This is a genomic window from Candidatus Latescibacterota bacterium, from assembly GCA_020633725.1.
Classification (GTDB): Bacteria; Krumholzibacteriota; Krumholzibacteriia; order JACNKJ01; family JACNKJ01; genus VGXI01.
Map to the genome: position 1 here is coordinate 39,318 of JACKDC010000006.1, position 17,268 is coordinate 56,585.

Genomic DNA, 17,268 nt, shown 5'->3' on the forward strand with positions numbered 1-17,268 from the left:
AGTTCCCTTGGCGCCGGCCCTCTCGTGCCACTATAATTGTATGGTACCCCCCTGCTGTTCCTAGGCCCGTGGATGTGGACGGAGACGGGGGTTTCCTTGCCGGCATCGCGCGTGATCAGTTCGTGGCTCGTTCTCACCGGCGCCCTGCTCGCCGGCTGCGGACGCGCGCCCGAGTCGGCCCCCACGGCCGACTCCAAAGCGCCCCTGGTGTTCTTCATCGACCTGCCCGACAGCTCCATGCTCGCCGAGCGCGACACGCTGGCCATCGCCGCCATCGACGACGAGGCCGTCATCCGCGTGTCCGCCACCGCCGACGGCGACTCCCTGGGCGAGGACGTCACGCTCCCCTACACGATCCCCGTGGACCTCGCGGGGACCGCGCGCGACACGCTGCGACTCGTCGCCTCCGCCTGGGACGCCGCCGGCAACTGCGGCGAGTCCAGTCCGTTGACGGTCTTCGTCCCGCCGACCGCCCTGCGCGTCACGACCCCCGCGCCGGACGCCGCGGTCGCGGGCACGGTGGGCGTGCGGGTCGTCACCTGGCATCCCGAGCTGGTGGCCGAGACCTGGATCGAGGTGGACGGCACCGTGGCCACCGCGAGTGGCGCGCCGCCGGTCACGCTGAGCTGGAACACCGATCCCTGGAGCGATGGCGGCGCACACCTGCTGCAGGCGCGCGGGCGGGCGATCGACGACAACCCGCTGACGTCGGTGGCGCAAACGGTGCGCGTGGCGCCCGGGCCCGCCGCCATCCCGAGCGTGCTCGCGCCGGTGGAGGACGCGGTGGTGACGGGCTCCCCCGTGCAGTTCGCCTGGTCGAGCCTCGCCACCGCGGCGGACTACATCTTCGAGCTCGATCGCCGGCCCGACTTCCTGTCGCCGATCTATCACCGGACCACCACCGAGACCGCGCTCACGCTGCCGGTGGACACCACCGGCTGGCACTACGCGCGGGTGCGGGCGCGCGTCACGATGGACTGGCTGTCGGAGTGGTCGCCCACGCGGCGCTACTGGCAGGAGGCGGCGAAGTAGGCGAGGCCCCACAAAGAGCAAGGGCGACGCGCTGACGGCGTCGCCCCTTTTCTGCTCACCCCGCTTGGCCCTGGTTCGGCGGCCGCCGCCTGGGGCCAAGATGGCCGCCGGAGGCGGCCTTGTGCGTGTTTACAGGTTCCGTTCCATGTGGGCGAGTGCCCGGTCGTGAACGGCCTGGGCGTCAGTATACAACGCCCGCGCCTTGCGATGCCAGTCCTCGGCGAAGGATTCGTCGTCGATGGCCTTCAGGTTGATCCGCACGTTGAAACAGGCGCCGCGGACGCAGGCCAGCCCCAGCAGGGCGCCCACGCCGGCGTCGCTGGCGCTGTTCGTGTTGCCGACTTCCGCAACCCTCTCGCAGAAGCGCAACGCCTCGAGGCCCAGTTCCATCACCGCGTAGGGCACGCGCGTGGCGCCCTTGGTGGCCTCCTGGATCGCCTCCGCGCGGGCGGCCTGCTCGGCCTCCGTGTCCCGCGGCAGCTTGAAGGCGGCCATGACCTGGTTGAAGGCCTCGGTGTCTTCGTCCACCGCTTTCTCCAGGCGCTCGCGCAGGGCGTCGGCCTCCTTGCAGAGGTCGGCCATTTCGCCCTCCACCGCGGCGTACTGCTTGCCGCGGGTGAGGCGCGCCACCATCGCGGCGAGGCCAGCGGCCAGCGCGCCGGCCAGCGCCGACACCGACCCGCCCCCGGGGGCGGGCGAGCTGGAGGCCAGCACCTCGGTGAACTCCGCCACGCCGAGGCCCATGAGCGGACCGGGCGGCTCGGGCGGCAGTGCCTTGGGCGACACGGTGCCGCCCTCGAGCATCACCTCGATGACCTTCTCCTCGAGCTTGAAGGGGTAGAGGTCGCTGAGGCCGAGGTACTCCACGGCCAGGTTCATCTGCGCGACCTCGCTCGTGGGGAGCTTGGCGCCCGTGTCCTCGCAGTGGAAGCGCGCGGCGTCCAGCAGCGCCTGCTTGGGCACGACGCCGACGATCTCGCTGCCGGTGACGCCGAGGCCGTCGCCGCGCAGGGCGGCCTGGCGCTTCACCTCCTCGAAGGCGTGATGCAGGCCGACCTTCGTGTAGTCGAGCAGGTTCATGCTCACCTGGGCCGTGCGGGCGTCGTACATCATGCCCGCGGCCTGGGTGGTGGGCAGCGTGCCGGGCTGGTTCACGGCGCGGCCGTCGGCGTCGCGGACGATCTCGCCGGCCTCGTCGCGCTTCGCGCGCCCGCTCTCGCGGATGTCCAGCGCGATCCCGTGCGCCTTCCCCTTCACGGCCGTGTTCATGTTGATGTTGTAGGCGATCAGGAACTGTCGCGCGCCCGTCACCATGGCGCCGCTGCGCGGCACGAAGACCTGCGGCCCGTAATCCGGCTTGAAGTCCGGCCGCTTCAGCTTCTCCTCCAGCGCCTCGTACTCGCCCTTGCGGATGTCCGGCATCGCCACGCGCTCCGGCCGCTGCGCGCTCTTGGCGTAGAGGAAGACGGGAATCCCCAGCTCCTCGCCCACGCGCTTGCCGAGCCGGTGGCTCAGCTCGATGCACTGCTCCCAGGTGGCGTCCTGGATGGGGATGAAGGGCACGACGTCCGCGGCGCCCTGCCGCGGGTGTTCACCCGTGTGGCGGGTCATGTCGATGAGCTGCAGACCCGTGCGCACGGCGTTGAAGGCTGCCTCAACTACCGCGTCGGGGTTGCCAACAAAGGTGTAGACGGTGCGGTTGAAGTCCGCGCCGGCGTCCACGTCCAGCAGCGTGGCGCCGTCCGTGTCGCGCACGGACTGGGCGATGGCCTGGATGATGCGGCGGTTGCGTCCCTCGCTGAAGTTGGGCACGCACTCGATGATGGTCGCCATGCTTCCTCCCCCGAACGGCGTCACGAAGCCCGGAGGATAGCGAAGCGGCCGCGGCGGTTCAAGGCGGGCGTCAGTCGTGGGCGCCGCCGGCCGGTGGGCCGGGGATGTCCGCGCGCAGCCGGTCGACCACCCAGCGGATCACGCGCTTGCTCTCCTGCAGGTTCTCGCCCCAGTCCCAGTTGGGATGGCTGACGGGCATCACCGCCCACTCCACCGGCACCGAGTCGCCGCAGAGCGCCACGAAGTGCAGCACGCTGGCCACGGAGACGACGCCGTCGTTGGGCACGTCCTCCAGCAGCGCGGTGGCGGAGCGCTCGTGGTAGCGGTCGCCGGCGAGGACGTACCACTTCACCGCGGGGTCAGGGGGGGTGCTCGAATTGAAGGCGGCAATCCCCTGCGGCGTGCACCAGCCCTTCGGGTTGAGCGCGTTCAGCGCGTTCACGCCCCCGCTGGGCGTCCCCAGCAGGAAGACCTGCCGCACCGCGCCGGGGTGCTCCGCCACGAAGCGCCGGGCCAGCAGCCCGCCCATGCTGTGCGCCACCAGGTGCAGGTTCTCGAGGGGGATGCGCTGGGCGGCGAGCCAGTCCTCGAGCACCGCGACGGGGCCTTCGGCGTCCTCGTCCATGGCGCCCATGGCCGACGGCAGACCCGTCACGATGTAGACCTCGCAGTTGGCCGGCAGGAAGCGCAGCGCCGCCAGCCAGAAGCGGTCGAAGAGCCAGGGCTCGCCGCGATAGCCGTGGAGAAAGAGGACGCGATGGATCTCGGCATTCCGCGGCGCCTCGGCCGCCCCCGGGGGCGGGACCTCCACCGTCTGGCGCCCGCAGCCGGCGGCCGCCGCCGCAAGCAGCAGCCCCAGCAGGAATGCCCTTGCCGCCCACCGTCGCCGCGGCCGATATTGCCGAAGATCCTGGAGTGTCCCCATGCGTCGCCTGATCCGCCCCATCCTGTTGCTACTGGCTCTCGCCTTGACCGGCTGCGGGGAGGATAACCCCGTGACCCCGGGCCCGCCAGACCTGCCCCTGCCCACCTACTACAGCGTCGAGACCGGCGTCGACAACGGCTTCCTGATCGGCTGGTCCAGCGTCGCGACGCCCTACACCGACACCGTCTGGCGCGGCGAGACCTACCTGCCCGAGCACCATCCCTGGTCCGCCTGGCGCACGCTCGAACTCGCCGACGACCCCCGCGCCGACTGGACCGTGGGCCCCCTCGGCGGGCCCCTGCGCCGGGGACGTCTCGCGCCCGACGCCGGCGCCTGGGCCGCCCTGCGCGCCGGCTGGGGCGACCTGGCCTTCGACCGCGACCTCGCCCCGTCCGACGAGCCCGCCCTCCCCCTCGACCCCCGCTCCCCCACGGCCGCCGCCAGCCTCGGCCTCGCCTGGATGGCCGCCGGCCGCCCGGCCTGGCTGGAGCTGACCGTCATGGTGATCGCCGACCCCGACAGCACGCCGCAGGTCGTCACCGCCACGCTGGTCAGCGATGGCCCAAGCAACACCAGTGTGCATAGTGAGGACTTCCATCTCGACCTGCCGGACGGGACCGTCTACTTCCGCCTCTTCGCCGAGCACATGCCCGCGCCCTTTGCCGTGTGGTGGGAGCCGCAGCGGATCTACCTGCGCTACTGGGGTGGCGTGGCGCCGGACGTGAGCGACCAGGCCTTCGCGCCGTCCTTCCCCGCGCCCCAGGGCTACAGCGCGCGCGACACGCTGCTCGACGCGGGCGCGCTGGCCGCCACGGTGACGCGCCCCGACGGCGACGGCCCCTTCCCCGGCGTTCTGCTCATCGCCGACGCCGCGCTGGCCGATCGCAACGACGCGGCGGCCTTCGGCCATCTCGCGCACCTGCTCGCGCAGGCCGGCTACGCGACGCTGCGCTACGACAAGCCCGGCACCGGCGGCACGGCGGGCGATATCGATGCGCTCTCGCTTGACTCGCGGCGCGCGGCCATCGCCGCCGCCTGGGACGCCCTGCGCGCCGATCCCGATGTCGACCCCGCGCGCTGCGCGCTGCTCGGCCACGGCGAGGGCGCCGCGCTGGCGCTGGAGGCCGGCGCCGCGCACCCCGAGGCCGCCGCCGTGCTGGCCCTGGTGCCGCCTCTCATGAATCCTGCGAACGTGACCCCCATCCCCGAGGCCGAGACCGGCGCCGACTGGGTGGACCTGCTGGGGTTGTCGGTGTTCGCGGGGAAGCATCGGGAGCTGCGCGAGACCACCAGCGCCGACTTCCTCGCCGACGCGAGCTGGGCCGGCCGGCCGGTGCTGCTCGTGCGCGCGGGCGAGGACCTGCGGCTGTCGGGCGTCGAGCTCGCGATGCAGGCGGACTGGCTGGAGACGGCGGGGGCGCTGGTGACGTCCCTCGACCTCGACGAGCTCGGGCCCTTCCTCAACGCCGGGCTCCCTGACGCGCCGCCGGACCCGGCGCTGACCACCGCCATCGTCGAGTGGTTGAACTCGCGGCTCTAGTCGTCCAGCGAGAATCCTCCGAACAGCGGCCGCCCGGCCACCGCCGCGCGGAAGGCCCAGACCGCGATGCCCAGCAGCAGCAGCAGCGCCACCCAGGAGTAGGGCGCGTACCAGAGCCCCGCGCCCGCGCGCAGCGGCGCGTTGAGCAGCAGGCTGTTGCAGAACCACAGCGCGCCGAGGGCCAGCGGCCCCACGCGCACCAGCGTGACGGCGATCAGGAATCCCTGCAGCACGGCGGCGGGCACCTCGATGGACGGATTCTCGCCCCCGAGGTTGAACGACGCGGTGGTCATGGTGAGCAGGATCACCGCCATCCAGGGTTTCAAGCGCAGCATCCGCATCAGGAAGTAGACCGTGAGCATGCCGAGCGAGCGCATGATCGCCACGCTCAGCGCGACGAAGGGCAGCGCCGTGGGCGCCATCCGATTGCTTCCCTCCAGCGCGAGCAGGGGCAGCGTGGTCTGGGACGACAGGGACATCCAGGTGGGCAGCCCGTTCACCACGTAGGCGATGAGCGCGGTCAGGGCGCCGGCCACGAGGCCGAGCAGGACGTCCCGCCCCACGCGGGGATCGCGCACCCGCCCCTCCAGCGCCCGCGCCCAGCCGATGAGCAGGTCCGGCATGCGTCGTCGCAGGAAGGGCTCGAGCGCCATGTAGGTCAGCCACAGGAAGGAGCCCTTGGTCAGGCCCACGGCGATGGCGGGGAAGAGCTGCGCGTCCATGAAGGAGGCGCCCATCCACACGATGTGCCCCGACGTCAGCCAGAGCAGCAGGCTCACCACCATCCCGATCGACGCCACGCGAATCGCGCCGCGGCGATCCCCACGGCCCAGCCGCACGTTCCTCCAGGCGAAGATCAGCACCGCGATGTAGACCAGACTCTGTATCACCAGCCGGATCGGCACGCTCAGCCGGCGACGCGCGCTCTGGTTCAGCGGGTTCTGCGCCGCGGGGGTCTCCCAGGGGCCGAGCACCACCGCCTCCGCGACGCGCCCGCCCCGACTGGCGGCACACAACTGCAGCGTGAGGTCGGGCAGCTCGGCGCGCGTGCCCTCCCACTGGCGGCGCTCGTCGTAGGGCACGGTGGGCAGCCAGGTGACGTCCACCGGCCGAAAGCGGGTGGAGTCGAGCCCCGTGGCCGCGAAGACCGCCGCCGCCGGCACGCCGGTGACGGTGGAGTCCTTGGGCCAGCGCGGGGGCTGCACGGTGAAGGCCGTGAGCCGGCCGCGCGAGTCGAGGCGCATGCGCAGGTCGCCGGGCACCACGGGCGGGTCGTAGTGGGTGACGAGCCCGTCGGGGTTGATCGTGTTCAGCGGCCAGTTGCGGCGGCGGTAGTTCAGGTCCACGGGCGCGCCCAGCGAATCGAGCTGCGCGCGCCACTCGGTGGACGCCCGGTTGTCCGCGAGCCAGCGCAGCATCCCGTAGCTGCGCTCGAGCCAGGCCGCGCTGTCCGCCACGGGGCCGGGGTAGCCGAAGTCGCTCGCGATCTGCTCCGCGCGCTCGGTGAGCGCCGCGGGACTCGAGCGCATGGGCGCGAGGCCGAGATCCGTGGCGGCGGGCGTGAGCAGGATCATCGCCACCAGCATGGCGACGAACCCGCCCAGCGCCAGCCACGCCCGCCCCGGGCTGAGTCCACCCTCGCCGCCCGCGGCGGCCACGAGGGAGGGCGACGGCGTCTCGCCGGCGGCCAGCGCCGCGGCCAGCGGATCGCCGCCGGGCAGGGCCATGAGCACCTGGGCGGCCGAGCGGGGACGTCGCGCCGGATCCTTTTCCAGGCACTGCATCACGAGACGCTCCACGGCCGGATCGATCTCGCCGCTGTGCGTGCTGGGCGCGCTGGGCGTCTGCTCGCTGTGCGCGCGACGCCAGTCCGCCAGGCTCTTGGCCATGAAGGGGCGCTGCCCGGTGAAGAGCTCGTAGAGCAGCAGGCCGAGGGCGTAGAGGTCGGACTGCTCGGTGGCCGGCTCGCCGGCGAGGCGCTCGGGCGCGAGGTAGGCGGGCGTGCCGGCGAGGTCCGTCTCGCCCGCGCTGCCGCTCACCGCGAGGCCGAAGTCGGTGATGCGGGCCTGTCCCTGGCCGTCGAGCATCACGTTGGCGGGCTTGAGATCGCGGTGCAGGATGCCCCGCGCGTGCGAGGCCGCCAGCCCCGACGCCACCTGCCGCGCGATCTCCACCGCCTTGGGCGCGGGCAGCCGGCCGATGCGGCGGAGCAGCGTGGCGAGGTCTTCGCCGTCCACGTACTCCATGCTGATGAAGTGGCGCCCCTCGGCCTCGCCGATGTCGTAGACCCGGCAGACGTTCGGGTGCGACACCTGCCGCGCGCTGCGCACCTCGGCGCGGAAGCGCTCCACGAGACCCGGGTCCGCGGCCGCCGCCGCCGGCAGGAACTTGAGCGCGACGGGAATGCCGAGGGTCAGGTCGTCGGCGCGGTAGACTTCGCCCATGCCGCCGCGGCCGAGCAGGCCAACGATGCGGTAGCGGCCGGCGAGCATCTCGCCTGGGGCGAAGGCGGCGGCCGGCTGACTGGACCCGAACGACAGCGACGGCGGCGACGAGCTCGCCACCAGCGTCTCCGCGTCCGCGCCCGAGGCGCTGGTTGGCAGGTCGCTCAGCGGCGCCCCGCAGGCCGGGCAAAAGCGGGCGTCGGCGTCGTGGGGGGCGGAGCAGCGGGGGCAGGTGGGCATGTCGGGGAGTCTAGCGCGCGGCGGGGTCAAACTGAAGCGGCTTGTGCCGCTTAGGCCTTGGTGGCGGCCTGCGCGTCCTGCCACGCCAGCCAGCGGCGCGCGCTCCGCAGCATGATCCACGCGCCGGCCATCACGTAGAGCACCAGCAGGCCGGCCACCAGGTAGCTGTCCCAGCCGAGGCTCTCGCGGGTGCCGTAGGCCAGCTGCGTGATGCGGAACTCCAGGTTGATGAACCAGGCCATCAGCGCGCTCTTCACGAAGAAGAGGTAGCGGCGCAGCACGTGGCGCACCGCGCGGGCGGCGCGGCCATGGAGCTGGCGGCCGTCCACCACCGTGTGGCGCAGGGCCAGGCGCTGGAGCAGGCCCAGCGTGAAGAGGATCAGCGTGCCCGTGGCCGGCAGGACGAAGTAGGCCGGGCTCTTGGGCGACCACGCCACCGGTTCGCCCCAGGGGATGAAACGCGTGGGCAGCAGGTCCGGCAGGCGGGGGAACTGGGCCAGCGCCACGGCCCAGAGCAGGACGAGCAACACGAAGGGCAGCACGCCCAGGCTCGGCGGCGTCAGCAGGGTCCAGAGAACGGGTCGACGGGGTGGGGCCATGTCTCCTCGCGTCGCATGAGGCCCCATCGCGGTTAGAAGGGCGGATCCTGCCCGTCGTCGGTGGCAGCCTCGTCCCTGGCTTCGGCCTGCGCGGGGAGTTCCTTCAGGACCTTTTCCACCTCCAGCTCGGCGCCGTGGATTTTCGCGCGGCAGTGACGCACCAGCTCGCTGGCCCGCTTGACGCGCTCGGCGAGGCGGTCGAGGTCCGTCTCCTCGGCCTCCAGCTCGGCGAGGATGGCCTCCAGGTCCGCCATCGCCTCCTCGTAGCCGAGCTTCTCCACCGGCTGGTCCTTCTTCGCGCTCATTCGCGCTCTCCTTTCGTGGGCGTCGCGGCGCTCAGCGTGCTCTCCAGGCTGCCCGCGGCCAGTGTGGTGACGATCCTGTCGCCGGCCTTCAGTCCGGCGGCCTCGCGCAACAGGCGGCCCGACGCGTCGCGCGTCAGGCTGAATCCGCGCTGCAGCACCTGCTGCGGATCCAGCAGGCGCAGCCGCTCCTCGCGGTGCGCCAGCTCCTTGCCCTGCCGCGCGACGAGTCCGCCCGCCGCCAGCCCCAGGCGCTGCACGGAGGCGTCCACGCGGCGGCGCGCGCCGACCGTGGCCGCGGCGAGCCGCGCCGGCGACAGCCCGCTCCGCGCGTGGCGAAGCCGCAAGCCGGCCATGCGCAGGGCCTGCCGCGCCAGCAAAGGCAGCGCGGCGGCAACCTCGCCCAGACGTTCGCGGCGGGCGCGCAGCAGGCGGCCGGCGGCGTCGCCCAGAGCGCGGGCGCGCTGCTCGAGGCGGCGGCCCTCCACAACGAGCTGCTTCTCGGCCGCGCGCTGCACCGCCTCGGCCTGCGTCTCCAGCCGCTCGAGCCACTGCTCCACGCGCTGGACGAGGAACTGCGCCACCGCGGTGGGCGTCTTGAAGGCGCGGTGGGCCACCTCGTCGGCCACGGCGCGGTCGATCTCGTGGCCGATGCCCGTGAGCACCGGCAGGGGGCAGGCGGCGATGTCCCGCGCGAGCGGCTCGGCGTCGAAGCCGGCGAGATCGCTGCGCGAGCCGCCGCCGCGGATCAACACCACGGCGTCGTAGTCCGCCGCGTTGCGGGCGATCCAGGCGAAGGCCGCCCGCAGCGACGCCTCCTGCTCGCTGCCCTGCACGCGCGCGTCGATGCAGGTGAGCCGGAACGCGACGCCCGCCAGGCCCAGCTCCTTGGTGAAGTCGTGATAGGCCGCGCTCTCCACGCTCGTCACCAGCGCGAGGCGCAGCGGGACCGCTGCCAGAGGCAGCTTGGCGTTGCGCTCCAGCAACCCTTCGGCCGCCAGCAGGCGCAGCAGGCGCTCGCGGTCCAGCCGCTGGGCGCCGAGGCTGGCCTCGAGGTCCAGATCTTCCACCACCAGCGACAGGCGCCCCCGCGGCACGTAATAGTTGAGGGAGACCTCGAAGAAGACCTGCTGGTCGTCCAGGCTCTGGCCCAGCTCGGCGAGGGCCCGCGTGAGACGTCCCCGTGCGCCACGCCACAGCACCATGCTCGCCTGGGAGAGGACGCTGCTCTCGTCGGCGGGATCTTTCTCCAGCAGATCGAAGTAGACGTGCGAGCCGCGCGCCCAGGAGCGGTCGAAGCCGCTGACGAAACCCTGGATGCGGAAGCGTCCCGGGAAGAGGCCCTTGAGAAAGCTGCCGACGCGCTCGTTGAAGGCGCTCACCGTCAGCGCGGGAGCGGGCTCGGGGGGCGGCGGCGGCTCGGGGGCAGGGCGTGCGGGGGCGGGCGCCGGGGTGTCCGCGCCGTCGTCGAAGAGCCCGCGCTGCCGCTTCTCGTCCGCCATGGCGGCAGGCTAGGCGATCGGCGCGCCGTGCGCAAGCGGCGCTCTTGCCAGCATCCCGCGGCGGATCTATGATTCGCCCCTGCGAAAGGACCTGCCATGCGCCAGCTCAAGCATCCCGCCACCCTGCTCATCCTCGACGGATGGAACCTCGGCGAGCCCTCGGAGACCAACGCCGTCTACCTGGCGAAGACGCCCACCCTCGACGCGCTCTTCGAACGCTACCCGCATTGCATGATCAAGACCAGCGGACGCGACGTGGGCCTGCCCGTCGCGCAGATGGGCAACTCCGAGGTCGGCCACATGAACCTGGGCGCGGGGCGCGTGGTGGACCAGGACATCACCCGCATCGACAAGGTCATGGAGGCGGGCGCGCTGATGGAGCAGCCCGCCCTCGCGACGCTCGCCGCGCAGGCGAAGGGGCGCACGCTGCACCTGCTGGGCCTGGTGTCGGACGGGGGCGTCCACAGCTCGCTCGCCCATCTGGAGGAGCTGCTGCGCGAGCTGGCGAAGTCCGGCCTGCGGCTGCGTCTGCACGCGCTGATGGACGGCCGCGACACCCCGCCGCGCGCCGGGGCGGGCTACCTGCGGCAGCTGCAGCAGCTGCTGCAGTCGCTGCAGGCGGACGGCGCCGACGTGGCCATCGCCAGCGTGGGCGGCCGCTACTGGGGCATGGACCGCGACAAGCGCTGGGATCGCACGCGGCGGCACTGGGACGTGATCGTCCTCGGCGAGGGGCCGCAGGACCGCGATCCGGTGGAGGCCGTGCAGAGCAGCTACGCGCAGGACATCACCGACGAGTTCATCGAGCCCGTGGTCATTGTCGATGGCGAGGGCCGGCCGCTGGGCGCCATGCGGGATGATGACGCCGTCTTCTTCTTCAACTTCCGCGCGGATCGCGCGCGCCAGCTCACGCGCGCCCTCACGCAGCTGGACTTCGACGGCTTCCCGCGCGCGCGCTTCCCGCAGGTCCACTTCGCGTCGATGACCCAGTACGACGCCACGCTGCACCTGCCCGAGGCGTTTCCGCCCATCAGCCTCGACGGCCTCTTCGCCGACGTGATGGCCGCCGCCGGCCTCAGCAACCTGCGCCTGGCCGAGACGGAGAAGTACGCGCACGTGACCTTCTTCTTCAACGGTGGCCGCGAGACGCCCTACCCGGGCGAGGAGCGCATCCTGGTGCCCAGCCCCAAGGTGGCCACCTACGATCTGCAGCCGGAGATGAGCCTGCCCGAAGTCACGGCGCGCTACCTCGAACAGGTTAATGGGGCTAACTTCGACGCGCACGTCGTGAACTTCGCCAACTGCGACATGGTGGGGCACACGGGCGTCATCAAGGCGGCGGTGGCGGCCGTCGAGGCGGTGGACCGCGCGGTGAAGCAGGTGGTGGAGGCCACGCTCGACGTCGGCGGCTTCCTGTTCATCACCGCCGACCACGGCAACGTGGAGAAGATGTGGGACCCCGCGACCCACGGACCGCACACCGCACACACCACGACGCCGGTACCGCTGCTCCTGGTCGACCCGACCTATAATGGAGGGCTGGCGGACGGTCGACTGGCGGATGTCGTGCCCAGCCTGCTCCAGCACGCCGGGCTCGAGCCGTCGTCCGCGATGACCGGCGCGGACCTCCGGCGGCGTTGAGATATTTGCCCCCGGGCAGGGGGCGGCGCTATGTTACACGCACCCGGTTCCTGGCGTGCCGCCTCCCCTGCGGCGCCACCGCCGGCAAGCACCCCTGGAAACGGCGCTCACGATTCTCGTGCTGCTCGTCCAGAGGTGGCCGGCTTCCCTCTCAGGCCCACTCCTCTTGACGCGCGCTGATGGCAGCTCCGGAACCCTGCGACGGGCAGCACGTCCACTTTTCCCTCCCCCGCCCGGCATTTTGGCGCTTCTCGGAAACGATTCCTGGAATCGTTTTCCTGGGAAAAGTGTATTGCAAAGATCACGATTTTGACTAAGATGGCCAGCGACGTCACGCTTGCAACTGGAAAGGATGGTGCACATGAATTCGAAGGAACTAGGGAAGTCCCTTGAGCAGCTCATCGAAGAGATCGTGGCCAAGACGGCCAAGGCCGTGGCCAAGGAGCTTCCATCAGAGGAGCAGCTCAAGGGGTTGGAAGAGCGGACCAAGAGCATCGAAGTCACGCTCAACCACATCCTGAAGAAGTCGGGGGGGAACCCTCTCCGGAAGTCGAATCGCGGCCGGAAGCCTGGCGCCCAGCGCATCTGCTCCGAGGCGAACTGCAATCGACCCGTAGTGGCCAGGGGCCTGTGCAGCATGCACTACCAGCGCTGGCGGGCCGATTCCGTCCGCAGCAACCAGGCCGCGAAGGCCGGCAAGGCCAAGGCCGCCGGCAAGGCCAAGGAAAGCGCGTAGTCGCACAAACCGGAAACTGTACGACGAGAAAAACAGGGCTTGTGGGCCTTGTTTCTCCGGGAGGCGGGTCTTACCTTTAGCCCTGCATAGTGCTGGCGCGTAGCGCCGTTGGGCTAACGCGGATTCGCATCCGGAACACTCAGGAGTCTTCGCATGGCTATCACGAAAGTCTGGGTCGAAGAGGGCTGCACGGTCTGCAATCTCTGCGAGGACACGGCTCCCGAAGTCTTCAACGTCACCGACGAGACCTGCGAGGTGCGCGAGGGCGTTGACTTCAACGCTCACGAGGAAGAGATCATCCAGGCCGCCGAAGAGTGCCCTGTCGAGATCATCAAGTACGAGTAGCACTCGCGCTCGATCGTGACCGACCGTGTCCGCCCGGAGTCGCAGACTCCGGGCGTCCCTTTTTCCCCCCGGCAGGGCAGGAAGAGTGCTGGATGCCCCGCGGAGCCTGGGCCTATACTGCCCGGCGGTTGCGCGGCGTGGAGAGAACGTCCCAGGAGGGGATCGGCCTCCGCCGTGCTGTGGGGATGACGGGATCTCCGCCGAAAGGAGCGATCATGCGCCGCACACTCGTCCTTGCCGCCCTCGTCTTCAGCCTCAGCGCGCTCGTGGCCAGCCCGGCCGCCGCGCTGGTGGGCTTCGGCGTTCACGCCGGCTTCGACCTCAACAGCCAGGACGCCAAGGACCTCGCCGGCGACCTCGGCGACGGAACCGACTTCTCACTTCAGCGTGAGGAAATCAAGGCGCCGCTCATGGGCGGCATCCACCTGCTCATCACGGCGGCGCCCATGGTCGACGTCGAACTCGGCGTCGAGGGCAGCCTGCGCAAGTACCATCTGCTCTACGACATTCCCGACGCCATCAGCGAGCCGTTCGACGAGGACGTCTACTTCGGCCGCGTGAGCATCTACGCCAGCGGCAAGATGAACCTGATCAACCTGCCGCTGATGAAGGGCTACGGCGGCGCGGGGCTCGGCTATCACATCATCTCGCCCCTCATGAGCCAGGAGCTACTGAAGAAGAAGGTGGTCGATGAAGGCCAGACCGGCGGCGCCCTCGACCCCAGCGAGGTGCTGAGCAAGGAGGGCAGCGTGGGCGCGCACCTGCTGGCGGGTCTGCGCTTCAAGCCGGCCTTCCTGCCGCTGGGCCTCAGCGTCGAAGCGCGCTACTACTTCCTGCCCGAGAACGACTATGGAGACGAGACCAACAGGTTCGCCTCGGTGGTCTTCGGCCTCGATCTGGGCTTCTAGTGGCCACTGACCGCGCGCGAAAGCTGCGGCGCCTCTTCGCCGATTGGATCCCCTTCCCCGACGGGGGGAGGGGATTTCTCGTGAACACCGGGTCGGAGCACCTGGCCGGGCTCGCGCTCGCGGCGCGTGGCGCGGAGAACGTCGAGGCCGTGGAGCGCGACCTCATCGCCGCGCGCCGGCTGGAAGCCGCGCTGCCGTCGCTGCGCGTTCGTCACGCCGCGCATGCGGCGCCGACCGCCGGCGACCACGTGCTGCTGCCCGTGGACAAGGACCGCCGCGCCCTCTTCGCCGACCTCGCCGCGCTCGCGGCGGCCATCGGCCCCACGGGAACGCTGTCCCTCTACGGGGGACGCAAGGAGGGCATCGAGCCGGCGCTGGACTACCTCGCGGGCTTCTGCGCGCTGGACGCGCCGGTGGTGCGCGGCGGCCTGCGCCTCGTGCGGGCGCATCCGCGGGCGGACGCGTCACCCCCCGCGCTGGAGCTTCCGGCCAGCTTCGTCGCCACGGCGCGCGGCGTGAGCGCGCAGGTGGCCTGCCGCCCCGGCGTCTTCAGCTGGCGCGAACTGGACGACGCCACCGCCCACATGCTCGAGCACTGCGCGCCCGTCCCCGGCGATCGCCTGCTCGACCTCGGCTGCGGCAACGGCGTCGTGTCGGCCCTGCTGCTCGCCGAGGGCCGCGTCGAGCACGCCACCCTGGTGGACAGCGACGCCCTCGCCCTCGAGGCCGCCCGCGCCACGCTCGCGCTGAACGGCATCGCCGACGAGCGCGCCACGCTTCAGGCCGGGGACGCCGGCGCCGAGCTGCCGGAGGCGAGCTTCGATCTCATCCTCTGCAATCCGCCCTTCCACCGGGGCTTCGAAACCGATCGCCTGAACCTGCAGCACATGATCGACGCCAGCGCGCGCCTGATGACCCCGCGCGGGCGGCTCTTCATCGTCGGACCGCCGGCGCTGCTGCTGTCCCAGCGACTCGGCGCACGCTTCCGCGAGACCGAGCGGCTGAGCGCGGACGTCAGCATGGAGCTGTGGCGGGCGGCGCGGCCGCTCCGGGCGGGGGACGCGATAGGCGCCCAAGTCCCTGCCTGAAAGGCAACTACAGCCTTCCCGCCGACCGTGTGTAAAAAGATCAAAAGCACCCGAATTGCCTTGATCGCCATTTTCAGTCGTGCTTGAATATTGCCTGGAGGCGCCGCGGGCCTCGCTACCCCCTGCCCGCGCCCTGCGTGCCGGACCACCGGACCCCAGCGAGGAGAAGCACGATGAAACGATTCGCACTGGCGCTCTGCGCCTGCCTGCTGACGGGGCTCGCCCAGGCCGCGACCGTGACGGTCACCATCTCCCAGAACGCCGTGGACATCGACTGGACCTCCGCCACGATCGCGGACCTGCCAGGACCCGATGGCGAGATCTCCCTGGCCGAAGCCTTCATCGCCACCAACCACAGCGCGGGGCGCGACACCATCGCCTTCGCCATTCCCCAGAGCAACTGGGGGATGCAGTGGCTCTATCCCGGGCGCGCGGTCCTGGAGAGCAGCGTCAGCGGCTTTCATCGCGCGCAGGACGCCGTGACCGTCGACGGTCGCACCCAGACAGCCTTCACCGGCGACACCTACGCCGACGGCTGGGAGCTGGTGATCTACAGCGGCTCGCTGAGCCTCGGCGCCGCCGACTGCGAGGTCTTCGGCTTCGACAATACCGATGTCAACGTGGACGGCGCGAACTGCCTCGTGGAAGGCCTGAGCGGCCCGGCCACCGACATCTCGCTCTTCAGCGGCGGCGGCAGCACGATGCGCGACAACGAGGGCGGCACGATCAAGATCGACCGTTCCGACGCCAACGTCGTCGTGGGCAATCGCATGAGTCGCGTGCGCGTGTGGCTCGCCGACGGCAACGTCATCGGCGGCCCCGACGCCCAGGACCGCAACTTCCTGCGCGGCTACGGCACGATCAACAGCGAGGGCCTGCCCGCGGGCAGCACCGTCGAGCTCTTCGAGGTGACGAACACGCTGATCGAGAACAACTGGATCGGCACGGAAGACGGCCTCACCCAGGGCAACCTCGCCTCGACCATGGGCATCGACTTCTCCGGCGTCTGCGCGGGCGTGACCGTGCGCGACAACCTGATCTCCGGGATCCTCGGCCATGGCACGGGCCCCCACCACGCGGGCCAGCTCTTCGGCTACGGGATCTTCATGGAGGGCACCCTCAGCGACATCACGCTCGTGGGCAATACGCTCGGCCTGGACATCAACGGGCAGCCGACCCTCGGCGCGGTGCGCGGCATCGACATCGGCAACAGCGCCTACTCCTCCTTCGCCCAGGTGACGATCGGTGGGCCCGATGCCGGCCAGGGCAACGCGATCGCCGGTCACTACTTCGACGGCATCGTGGTCGGACGCACCGTCCAGGGCGTGACCATCCGCGGCAATTCCATCCATGACAACGGCTGGCTGGCCATCGACCTCATCGCGAACGACTTCTCCACCGGCGTGACACCCAACGACGTCCTCGACGCCGACCAGGGCGGCAACGGTCTGCAGAACTTCCCCGTCATCACGACGGCGGCGCATGCCGCGGGCGGCGTGCAGGTGAGCGGCACCCTGCACGGCGCGCCGCAGGAGGACTTCGACCTGGACTTCTTCGCGTCCCCGGACTGCGACGACTCGGGCTACGGCCAGGGCTTCCTCTACCTCGGCAGCAAAGCCGTGAGCACGAACGGGGCGGGCGATGCCAGCTTCGACGCCTTCGTGCCCGGGACGGTCGAGGAGGGCTGGGTGATCACCGCCACCGCAACACGGACCGCCCTCGGGCAGACCTCCGAGTTCTCCGCCTGCGCGGCGGTCGAGGGCCTGGTGACGGCGGTCGAGCCGGTGGACGCTACGCCGCGCGCGCGGCTGGGCCTGCCGTGGCCGAACCCTGCGAACCCCCACGTGACCGTGGACCTCGCCATGGCTCAGGAAGGACCGGTGCGGCTTCGGGTCCTCGACGCCGCCGGCCGCCTGGTGGCGACTCTCCATGACGGCGTGGCGCCCGCCGGCGACATGCGGCTCAGCTGGGACGGCCGCGACGCCCGCGGCCACGCCGCGGCGTCGGGCCTCTACTTCTTCGACCTGACCGGTTCGGCGTCGGCGACGCGCAAGTTCACGCTCCTGCGCTGATGCGAAGGGCTGGGCGCGACGGCGCGCCCGGCCCCACTCCCCTGGATTCGGCGAGGAAAGT

14 protein-coding genes are annotated in these 17,268 nt (G+C 71.2%); 8 read left to right on the forward strand and 6 right to left on the reverse strand.

Annotated features, from left to right (window positions below; genetic code table 11):
- The first annotated feature begins 96 nt into the window (after positions 1 to 96).
- A complete protein-coding gene (locus H6693_12590; protein ID MCB9517019.1) occupies positions 97 to 1,032 on the forward strand; it encodes a hypothetical protein in 936 nt (311 codons plus the stop codon).
- Between the two features lie 129 nt (positions 1,033 to 1,161).
- On the opposite strand, the gene ftcD is transcribed toward H6693_12590, so the two are convergent.
- Together ftcD and H6693_12600 are read right to left on the reverse strand one after the other, a co-directional pair.
- The gene (gene ftcD, locus H6693_12595) at positions 1,162 to 2,865 is read right to left on the reverse strand and encodes a glutamate formimidoyltransferase (protein ID MCB9517020.1); all 1,704 of its coding nucleotides are present in this window, start codon (positions 2,863 to 2,865) and stop codon (positions 1,162 to 1,164) included.
- Between the two features lie 70 nt (positions 2,866 to 2,935).
- Positions 2,936 to 3,676, reverse strand: a complete 741-nt coding sequence (locus tag H6693_12600) for an alpha/beta fold hydrolase (protein MCB9517021.1) — start codon at positions 3,674 to 3,676, stop codon at positions 2,936 to 2,938.
- A gap of 112 nt (positions 3,677 to 3,788) precedes the next feature.
- On the opposite strand from H6693_12600, the gene H6693_12605 reads away from it, so the two are divergent.
- Positions 3,789 to 5,330, forward strand: a complete 1,542-nt coding sequence (locus H6693_12605) for an alpha/beta hydrolase (GenBank protein ID MCB9517022.1) — start codon at positions 3,789 to 3,791, stop codon at positions 5,328 to 5,330.
- Here H6693_12605 and H6693_12610 read toward each other — a convergent pair.
- The 4 genes from H6693_12610 to xseA are packed head-to-tail and all read right to left on the reverse strand — an operon-like array spanning position 5,327 to position 10,417.
- On the reverse strand, positions 5,327 to 8,014 hold the full coding sequence (locus tag H6693_12610; protein ID MCB9517023.1) for a protein kinase: 2,688 nt from the start codon (positions 8,012 to 8,014) through the stop codon (positions 5,327 to 5,329). The two genes, H6693_12605 and H6693_12610, sit on opposite strands and share 4 nt — an antisense overlap.
- A gap of 50 nt (positions 8,015 to 8,064) precedes the next feature.
- Positions 8,065 to 8,613, reverse strand: coding sequence for a DUF1648 domain-containing protein (locus tag H6693_12615; GenBank protein ID MCB9517024.1), 549 nt, complete (start codon positions 8,611 to 8,613; stop codon positions 8,065 to 8,067).
- A 32-nt stretch (positions 8,614 to 8,645) separates the two neighbouring features.
- Positions 8,646 to 8,918, reverse strand: coding sequence for an exodeoxyribonuclease VII small subunit (xseB, locus tag H6693_12620; GenBank protein MCB9517025.1), 273 nt, complete (start codon positions 8,916 to 8,918; stop codon positions 8,646 to 8,648).
- Positions 8,915 to 10,417, reverse strand: a complete 1,503-nt coding sequence (xseA, locus tag H6693_12625; GenBank protein ID MCB9517026.1) for an exodeoxyribonuclease VII large subunit — start codon at positions 10,415 to 10,417, stop codon at positions 8,915 to 8,917. Before xseA ends, xseB begins: the two co-directional genes overlap by 4 nt.
- A gap of 96 nt (positions 10,418 to 10,513) precedes the next feature.
- On the opposite strand from xseA, the gene H6693_12630 reads away from it, so the two are divergent.
- The 6 genes from H6693_12630 to H6693_12655 all read left to right on the forward strand — a co-directional run bounded on the left by H6693_12630 (position 10,514) and on the right by H6693_12655 (position 17,207).
- Positions 10,514 to 12,058: a 2,3-bisphosphoglycerate-independent phosphoglycerate mutase gene (locus tag H6693_12630; GenBank protein ID MCB9517027.1), complete on the forward strand. Its 1,545-nt coding sequence runs from the start codon at positions 10,514 to 10,516 to the stop codon at positions 12,056 to 12,058.
- Positions 12,059 to 12,419: 361 nt separating this feature from the next.
- Positions 12,420 to 12,794: a hypothetical protein gene (locus H6693_12635; protein MCB9517028.1), complete on the forward strand. Its 375-nt coding sequence runs from the start codon at positions 12,420 to 12,422 to the stop codon at positions 12,792 to 12,794.
- 153 nt (positions 12,795 to 12,947) lie between these two features.
- Positions 12,948 to 13,139 (forward strand): ferredoxin, encoded by a 192-nt coding sequence (locus H6693_12640; GenBank protein MCB9517029.1) that lies wholly within the window; start codon positions 12,948 to 12,950, stop codon positions 13,137 to 13,139.
- 215 nt (positions 13,140 to 13,354) lie between these two features.
- Positions 13,355 to 14,047: a hypothetical protein gene (locus tag H6693_12645; protein MCB9517030.1), complete on the forward strand. Its 693-nt coding sequence runs from the start codon at positions 13,355 to 13,357 to the stop codon at positions 14,045 to 14,047.
- A gap of 80 nt (positions 14,048 to 14,127) precedes the next feature.
- The gene (locus H6693_12650; protein ID MCB9517031.1) at positions 14,128 to 15,135 is read left to right on the forward strand and encodes a methyltransferase; all 1,008 of its coding nucleotides are present in this window, start codon (positions 14,128 to 14,130) and stop codon (positions 15,133 to 15,135) included.
- Between the two features lie 173 nt (positions 15,136 to 15,308).
- Positions 15,309 to 17,207, forward strand: coding sequence for a hypothetical protein (locus H6693_12655; GenBank protein MCB9517032.1), 1,899 nt, complete (start codon positions 15,309 to 15,311; stop codon positions 17,205 to 17,207).
- Positions 17,208 to 17,268 lie beyond the last annotated feature (61 nt).